This window comes from Oleomonas cavernae (assembly GCF_003590945.1).
Classification (GTDB): Bacteria; Pseudomonadota; Alphaproteobacteria; order Zavarziniales; family Zavarziniaceae; genus Zavarzinia; species Zavarzinia cavernae.
Genome location: NZ_QYUK01000012.1, coordinates 1 through 6797, shown reverse-complemented (window position 1 = coordinate 6797; position 6797 = coordinate 1). Strand labels below are relative to the sequence as shown.

Annotated in this window: 10 protein-coding genes and 2 pseudogenes; 6 read left to right on the top strand and 6 right to left on the bottom strand. The window is 66.1% G+C overall.

Annotated elements, in window-relative coordinates:
• Positions 1 to 221: pseudogene (locus tag D3874_RS25135) on the top strand (hypothetical protein); the annotation flags it as partial.
• Positions 222 to 236: 15 nt separating this feature from the next.
• Positions 237 to 1175: an ABC transporter substrate-binding protein gene (locus D3874_RS25130; RefSeq protein ID WP_119777361.1), complete on the top strand. Its 939-nt coding sequence runs from the start codon at positions 237 to 239 to the stop codon at positions 1173 to 1175.
• Positions 1176 to 1408: 233 nt separating this feature from the next.
• Here the strand turns inward: D3874_RS25130 and D3874_RS25125 are convergent, their stop codons facing one another.
• Positions 1409 to 2116, bottom strand: coding sequence for a cold-shock protein (locus D3874_RS25125; RefSeq protein ID WP_119777360.1), 708 nt, complete (start codon positions 2114 to 2116; stop codon positions 1409 to 1411).
• A gap of 122 nt (positions 2117 to 2238) precedes the next feature.
• Here D3874_RS25125 and D3874_RS25120 point away from each other — a divergent pair, with 122 nt between their 5' ends.
• The 3 genes from D3874_RS25120 to mnhG (D3874_RS25110) all read left to right on the top strand — a co-directional run bounded on the left by D3874_RS25120 (position 2239) and on the right by mnhG (D3874_RS25110) (position 3347).
• Positions 2239 to 2592 carry a Na+/H+ antiporter subunit E gene (locus tag D3874_RS25120; protein ID WP_158596212.1) on the top strand — a complete coding sequence of 118 codons (354 nt, stop codon included), beginning with the start codon at positions 2239 to 2241 and terminating at the stop codon, positions 2590 to 2592.
• Positions 2593 to 2733: 141 nt separating this feature from the next.
• Positions 2734 to 2997 carry a monovalent cation/H+ antiporter complex subunit F gene (locus D3874_RS25115; RefSeq protein ID WP_119777359.1) on the top strand — a complete coding sequence of 88 codons (264 nt, stop codon included), beginning with the start codon at positions 2734 to 2736 and terminating at the stop codon, positions 2995 to 2997.
• Positions 2994 to 3347 (top strand): monovalent cation/H(+) antiporter subunit G, encoded by a 354-nt coding sequence (mnhG, locus tag D3874_RS25110; RefSeq protein WP_199699348.1) that lies wholly within the window; start codon positions 2994 to 2996, stop codon positions 3345 to 3347. The genes D3874_RS25115 and mnhG (D3874_RS25110) overlap by 4 nt, the downstream gene beginning before the upstream one ends.
• 95 nt (positions 3348 to 3442) lie before the next feature.
• Here mnhG (D3874_RS25110) and mnhG (D3874_RS25105) read toward each other — a convergent pair whose 3' ends face one another.
• From mnhG (D3874_RS25105) to D3874_RS25095, 3 genes are read right to left on the bottom strand one after another with little or no spacing between them, the layout of a single operon-like run.
• Positions 3443 to 3796, bottom strand: a complete 354-nt coding sequence (gene mnhG / locus D3874_RS25105; protein ID WP_199699348.1) for a monovalent cation/H(+) antiporter subunit G — start codon at positions 3794 to 3796, stop codon at positions 3443 to 3445.
• Positions 3793 to 4056, bottom strand: coding sequence for a monovalent cation/H+ antiporter complex subunit F (locus tag D3874_RS25100; protein ID WP_119777359.1), 264 nt, complete (start codon positions 4054 to 4056; stop codon positions 3793 to 3795). The genes mnhG (D3874_RS25105) and D3874_RS25100 overlap by 4 nt, the downstream gene beginning before the upstream one ends.
• Before the next feature lie 10 nt (positions 4057 to 4066).
• On the bottom strand, positions 4067 to 4552 hold the full coding sequence (locus tag D3874_RS25095; protein ID WP_158595869.1) for a Na+/H+ antiporter subunit E: 486 nt from the start codon (positions 4550 to 4552) through the stop codon (positions 4067 to 4069).
• A gap of 295 nt (positions 4553 to 4847) precedes the next feature.
• Here D3874_RS25095 and D3874_RS25090 point away from each other — a divergent pair, with 295 nt between their 5' ends.
• Positions 4848 to 5381: a cold-shock protein gene (locus tag D3874_RS25090; RefSeq protein WP_119782488.1), complete on the top strand. Its 534-nt coding sequence runs from the start codon at positions 4848 to 4850 to the stop codon at positions 5379 to 5381.
• 232 nt (positions 5382 to 5613) lie between these two features.
• Here the strand turns inward: D3874_RS25090 and D3874_RS25085 are convergent.
• Together D3874_RS25085 and D3874_RS25080 are read right to left on the bottom strand one after the other, a co-directional pair.
• Positions 5614 to 6386 (bottom strand): annotated as a pseudogene (locus D3874_RS25085) (ABC transporter substrate-binding protein).
• Positions 6387 to 6554: 168 nt separating this feature from the next.
• Positions 6555 to 6797 (bottom strand): ABC transporter permease subunit (locus tag D3874_RS25080; RefSeq protein ID WP_119782487.1); only part of this gene is annotated, 243 nt, incomplete at its 5' end.

Here is a 6797-nt window from a genome sequence, read left to right as displayed (position 1 = left end):
CGCCGCCGCCGTGGCGCCCATCGGTGCCGTGTGGGCGAATGGGTCGGCTCGGCCGGGGGCTGGGCTGGCTGATGCTGCATGCCAATGCCCGGGCCAAGATCGACCTGATGTTCGCCGCCCTGATCGTGCTCGCGGCCCTGGCCCTGCTGCTTTACCTGGGTGTCGACCGGCTGATGCGCCGGGCGACGCCCTGGCCCAATCCTCCGACCCTGCAACCCTGACGGATAGTTGACCCCATGAAGCGACTTCGCGCCCTGATCCTGGGCCTTGCCTGCCTCGCCGCAACGCCCGCCGCCGCGGCCGACAAGCTGACCGTGCTGCTCGACTGGGCGGTCAATCCCGACCACGCCCCGCTGATCCTGGCCAAGACCCAAGGCTATTTCGCCGCGCGCGGGCTGGAGGTGGAACTGATCGCGCCGTCCGATCCCAACGATCCCCCCAAGCTGGTCGCCGCCGGCCAGGCCGACCTAGCCGTGACCTACCAGCCGCAACTGGTCCTGCTGGTCGACCAGGGCCTGCCGCTGAAACGCGTGGCGACCCTGATCGACACGCCGCTGAACTGCCTTGCGGTGCTGGCCGACGGGCCGGTCAAATCGATCGCCGACCTCAAAGGCCGCAAGATCGGCTATTCGGTGGCAGGCTTCGAGGATGCCCTGCTCAACACCATGCTGGCGACCGCGGGCCTGACCAATGCCGATGTGCAACTGGTGAACGTCAATTTCGCCCTGGCGACCTCGCTCGCCGCGGGCCAGGTCGATGCGGTGATCGGCGCCTACCGCAATTTCGAGATCCCGGAAATGGCCCTGCTGGGCAAGCCCGCGCGCATTTTCCCGGTCGAGGATCATGGCGTGCCGTCCTATGACGAGCTGATCATCGCGGCCGGCGCGGACAAGGCCGACGACCCCCGCATCGCCCGCTTCGTCGCCGCCCTGGAAGACGGGGCACGTTACACCATCAACCACCCGGACGAGGCCTGGGCGGCGTTCATCGCGGCCTATCCCGAGTTGAACGACGAATTGAACAGGCAGGCCTGGGCCTTGACCCTGCCGCGCTTCGCGGCCAGCCCGGCGGCGCTGGACCCCGGGCGTTTCACCCGGGCGGCGAGCTTCCTGCATCAGGCCGGCCTGATCGCCAAGGTCTCGCCGCCGCAGACCTATGCCGCATTTCCGAAGTAACGCTGCGTGGCATCGGCACCCTGCGTCCTTCGAGACGGCCCTGCGGGCCTCCTCAGGATGAGGAAAATCTTTATGGCAAAAAGACTTACCTCATGCCTCAAGGAGCCACTCGAAGAGTGGCGTCTCGAAGGACGCAGGATGTCTAACCCGGGTTTACGAGCCTGCTGACGAGCAAGCGGCGCGGTTCTGGCGAACCGCGCCGTGCTCCCTCTCCCCCCGAGGCAACCGGCCGGTCAGGCCGGTTTGAGTTCGGCGACCTGCGGCCCCTTGTCGCTTTCGACGATGCGCACCATCACCGTCTGGCCCGGCGCCACTTCGACGACGCCCGAACGGCGTAACACCTCCATGTGCACGAAGATGTCGGGCGTGCCCTCGCCGCGCGACACGAAGCCGTAGCCGCGCGCCCGGTTGAACCACTTGACGGTGGCCTCGACCGGTGTGCCGGCGTCTTCGATCGGCGGCAGGGCGCGGCGCGGCGGTGGTCGCAGCCGGTCCGAAGGCAGGGCGGTCGACGGGTCGTGATCGATTACCCGCAGCGCCTGGAAGCCCTTCGGTCGGCGCACCGCCTCGCAGCGCAAGGTGGCGCCCTCGTCGACATGGTCGAGCCCTGCCTGGCGCAGCGCCGACAAATGCAACAAGATATCTCCCTGGCCGTCCCCCGGTGTGACGAAGCCATAGCCCTTCGTCATGTCAAACCACTTCACCCGGCCCGAGATTTCGATTGTGGCGATATCGGCGCCGCCACCCGCCGCCATGAGATGTTCCATGAGCAACTCTTCCCACACGGAAAAGATGACACGTTGGTCACCTTTTCGAGCTATCCCCCTAATTTCACGCGCAGTTTTTCCTGCGTTCTTTATGACGCCATATTCCCACCAGGATTTATGACTGTCACGAAGAATGATTTGTGACGGGTGGAATTTGCCACCGAAACGCTTCATCTCAATGCTGCATCGCAACCTGCAGGCGGGCCTGTTGCCACCACCTTGGGGTTTTCAAGGCAGCATCAATACTGCACAGTACCGGCCTGTTCGGCGGCGTTATCTGCGCGAAAGGGAGGCCGGTGACGCAACGTATTTTGCTGGGGTCGGCGTTCTACTTGCTGTGGGTGGGCTTGTCCGGCCATTTCTCCCCGTTTCTCCTGGCCACCTCGGTCCTGTCGGTCGTCGGCGTCGTTGCGCTGGTGTCTCACCTGGGCCTGATCTCCCGGGATTTTCAACCGTTTACGCTGATCGCCGGCATCGTCGGCTACTGGGGCTGGCTGCTGGTCGAAATCCTGAAAGCGAATTTCGACGTCATCGTGGCGATCCTGCGCGGCCGCATTTCGCCGGCCATGGCCTGGCTCCCGGCCAGCCAGAAAAGCCAGGTTTTCCGCGCTCTTTACGCCAATTCGATCACGCTTACCCCGGTACGGTGACGGTTGTCGCGGAAGGCGATCATTTTCTTGTCCACGCCCTGCGCCGCGACGGCCTGGGTAGTTTGGCCGAGGGCGAAATGAACCGCCGCTGCACCGCCCTCGATGCACGTTTCCGGGGCGCGCGCCCGTGATCCGCCGGTCATGAGCCTCTATGCCGCCGCGGCCACCGCCCTGCTTGCCACCTTCGGGCTCGCGCTGATTCGGGCGCTGGCCGGGCCGACGGTGTTCGACCGGATCCTGGCGCTGAACCTGATCGGCACGAAAACCATCCTGCTGATCGCCGTCCTGGGCTTTGCCACCGGCCGTTTCGACTTCATCGACATCGCCCTGGTCTATGCCGTGCTCAACCTGATCGGCACCGTGGCGGTCATGCGCTACCTGATCGGCGAGAAGGACCGGGCATGAGCGGCGCGGAGCTGATCGAATTGCTGCGCAGCATTTTGGGCGGCGGGATGGTTGCCATCGGCGCGCTGGCCGCCCTGGTCGGGGCGGTCGGGCTGCTGCGCCTGCCCGACTTCTATACCAGGGCCCATGCCGCCGGGGTGACCGACACCCTGGGGGCGATCGGCATCCTGGCCGGACTCGCCGTGCTGTCGCCCGATGTCCTGGTCGCGCTGAAACTTCTCGTCGTGCTGATCGTCGCCCTGTTCGCGTCGCCGGCGGCGTGCCATGCCCTGGCGCGGGCCGCCTTCCGCACGGGCCTGCGCCCGGTGCTGGACGGCGACAAGCTGCCGCCCGCCGGCCCGGGGGAGTAAGCCCATGGAGACCATGCTGATGATCGGCCTGCTCGGCGCCCGGTGGCGCTGGCGGTGGCCATGGCCTTCTGAGCGACTTGCTGGTCTCCATGGGCTTACTCCCCCGGGCCGGCGGGCGGCAGCTTGTCGCCGTCCAGCACCGGGCGCAGGCCCGTGCGGAAGGCGGCCCGCGCCAGGGCATGGCACGCCGCCGGCGACGCGAACAGGGCGACGATCAGCACGACGAGAAGTTTCAGCGCGACCAGGACATCGGGCGACAGCACGGCGAGTCCGGCCAGGATGCCGATCGCCCCCAGGGTGTCGGTCACCCCGGCGGCATGGGCCCTGGTATAGAAGTCGGGCAGGCGCAGCAGCCCGACCGCCCCGACCAGGGCGGCCAGCGCGCCGATGGCAACCATCCCGCCGCCCAAAATGCTGCGCAGCAATTCGATCAGCTCCGCGCCGCTCATGCCCGGTCCTTCTCGCCGATCAGGTAGCGCATGACCGCCACGGTGCCGATCAGGTTGAGCACGGCATAGACCAGGGCGATGTCGATGAAGTCGAAACGGCCGGTGGCAAAGCCCAGGACGGCGATCAGCAGGATGGTTTTCGTGCCGATCAGGTTCAGCGCCAGGATCCGGTCGAACACCGTCGGCCCGGCCAGCGCCCGAATCAGCGCGAGCCCGAAGGTGGCAAGCAGGGCGGTGGCCGCGGCGGCATAGAGGCTCATGACCGGCGGATCACGGGCGCGCGCCCCGGAAACGTGCATCGAGGGCGGTGCAGCGGCGGTTCATTTCGCCCTCGGCCAAACTACCCAGGCCGTCGCGGCGCAGGGCGTGGACAAGAAAATGATCGCCTTCCGCGACAACCGTCACCGTACCGGGGGTAAGCGTGATCGAATTGGCGTAAAGAGCGCGGAAAACCTGGCTTTTCTGGCTGGCCGGGAGCCAGGCCATGGCCGGCGAAATGCGGCCGCGCAGGATCGCCACGATGACGTCGAAATTCGCTTTCAGGATTTCGACCAGCAGCCAGCCCCAGTAGCCGACGATGCCGGCGATCAGCGTAAACGGTTGAAAATCCCGGGAGATCAGGCCCAGGTGAGACACCAGCGCAACGACGCCGACGACCGACAGGACCGAGGTGGCCAGGAGAAACGGGGAGAAATGGCCGGACAAGCCCACCCACAGCAAGTAGAACGCCGACCCCAGCAAAATACGTTGCGTCACCGGCCTCCCTTTCGCGCAGATAACGCCGCCGAACAGGCCGGTACTGTGCAGTATTGATGCTGCCTTGAAAACCCCAAGGTGGTGGCAACAGGCCCGCCTGCAGGTTGCGATGCAGCATTGAGATGAAGCGTTTCGGTGGCAAATTCCACCCGTCACAAATCATTCTTCGTGACAGTCATAAATCCTGGTGGGAATATGGCGTCATAAAGAACGCAGGAAAAACTGCGCGTGAAATTAGGGGATAGCTCGAAAAGGTGACCAACGTGTCATCTTTTCCGTGTGGGAAGAGTTGCTCATGGAACATCTCATGGCGGCGGGTGGCGGCGCCGATATCGCCACAATCGAAATCTCGGGCCGGGTGAAGTGGTTTGACATGACGAAGGGCTATGGCTTCGTCACACCGGGGGACGGCCAGGGAGATATCTTGTTGCATTTGTCGGCGCTGCGCCAGGCAGGGCTCGACCATGTCGACGAGGGCGCCACCTTGCGCTGCGAGGCGGTGCGCCGACCGAAGGGCTTCCAGGCGCTGCGGGTAATCGATCACGACCCGTCGACCGCCCTGCCTTCGGACCGGCTGCGACCACCGCCGCGCCGCGCCCTGCCGCCGATCGAAGACGCCGGCACACCGGTCGAGGCCACCGTCAAGTGGTTCAACCGGGCGCGCGGCTACGGCTTCGTGTCGCGCGGCGAGGGCACGCCCGACATCTTCGTGCACATGGAGGTGTTACGCCGTTCGGGCGTCGTCGAAGTGGCGCCGGGCCAGACGGTGATGGTGCGCATCGTCGAAAGCGACAAGGGGCCGCAGGTCGCCGAACTCAAACCGGCCTGACCGGCCGGTTGCCTCGGGGGAGAGGGAGCACGGCGCGGTTCGCCAGAACCGCGCCGCTTGCTCGTCAGCAGGCTCGTAAACCCGGGTTAGACATCCTGCGTCCTTCGAGACGCCACTCTTCGAGTGGCTCCTTGAGGCATGAGGTAAGTCTTTTTGCCATAAAGATTTTCCTCATCCTGAGGAGGCCCGCAGGGCCGTCTCGAAGGACGCAGGGTGCCGATGCCACGCAGCGTTACTTCGGAAATGCGGCATAGGTCTGCGGCGGCGAGACCTTGGCGATCAGGCCGGCCTGATGCAGGAAGCTCGCCGCCCGGGTGAAACGCCCGGGGTCCAGCGCCGCCGGGCTGGCCGCGAAGCGCGGCAGGGTCAAGGCCCAGGCCTGCCTGTTCAATTCGTCGTTCAACTCGGGATAGGCCGCGATGAACGCCGCCCAGGCCTCGTCCGGGTGGTTGATGGTGTAACGTGCCCCGTCTTCCAGGGCGGCGACGAAGCGGGCGATGCGGGGGTCGTCGGCCTTGTCCGCGCCGGCCGCGATGATCAGCTCGTCATAGGACGGCACGCCATGATCCTCGACCGGGAAAATGCGCGCGGGCTTGCCCAGCAGGGCCATTTCCGGGATCTCGAAATTGCGGTAGGCGCCGATCACCGCATCGACCTGGCCCGCGGCGAGCGAGGTCGCCAGGGCGAAATTGACGTTCACCAGTTGCACATCGGCATTGGTCAGGCCCGCGGTCGCCAGCATGGTGTTGAGCAGGGCATCCTCGAAGCCTGCCACCGAATAGCCGATCTTGCGGCCTTTGAGGTCGGCGATCGATTTGACCGGCCCGTCGGCCAGCACCGCAAGGCAGTTCAGCGGCGTGTCGATCAGGGTCGCCACGCGTTTCAGCGGCAGGCCCTGGTCGACCAGCAGGACCAGTTGCGGCTGGTAGGTCACGGCTAGGTCGGCCTGGCCGGCGGCGACCAGCTTGGGGGATCGTTGGGATCGGACGGCGCGATCAGTTCCACCTCCAGCCCGCGCGCGGCGAAATAGCCTTGGGTCTTGGCCAGGATCAGCGGGCGTGGTCGGGATTGACCGCCCAGTCGAGCAGCACGGTCAGCTTGTCGGCCGCGGCGGCGGGCGTTGCGGCGAGGCAGGCAAGGCCCAGGATCAGGGCGCGAAGTCGCTTCATGGGGTCAACTATCCGTCAGGGTTGCAGGGTCGGAGGATTGGGCCCAGGGCGTCGCCCGGCGCATCAGCCGGTCGACACCCAGGTAAAGCAGCAGGGCCAGGGCCGCGAGCACGATCAGGGCGGCGAACATCAGGTCGATCTTGGCCCGGGCATTGGCATGCAGCATCAGCCAGCCCAGCCCCCCGGCCGAGCCGACCCATTCGCCCACCACGGCACCGATGGGCGCCACGGCGGCGGCGATGCGCAG

Coding starts and splice junctions, on each gene's coding strand:
- D3874_RS25130 (WP_119777361.1), top strand. CDS start 237: ATGAAGCGACTTCGCGCCCTGATCCTGGGCCTTGCCTGCCTCGCCGCA.
- D3874_RS25125 (WP_119777360.1), bottom strand. CDS start 2,116: ATGAAGCGTTTCGGTGGCAAATTCCACCCGTCACAAATCATTCTTCGT.
- D3874_RS25115 (WP_119777359.1), top strand. CDS start 2,734: ATGAGCCTCTATGCCGCCGCGGCCACCGCCCTGCTTGCCACCTTCGGG.
- mnhG (WP_199699348.1), top strand. CDS start 2,994: ATGAGCGGCGCGGAGCTGATCGAATTGCTGCGCAGCATTTTGGGCGGC.
- mnhG (WP_199699348.1), bottom strand. CDS start 3,796: ATGAGCGGCGCGGAGCTGATCGAATTGCTGCGCAGCATTTTGGGCGGC.
- D3874_RS25100 (WP_119777359.1), bottom strand. CDS start 4,056: ATGAGCCTCTATGCCGCCGCGGCCACCGCCCTGCTTGCCACCTTCGGG.
- D3874_RS25090 (WP_119782488.1), top strand. CDS start 4,848: ATGGAACATCTCATGGCGGCGGGTGGCGGCGCCGATATCGCCACAATC.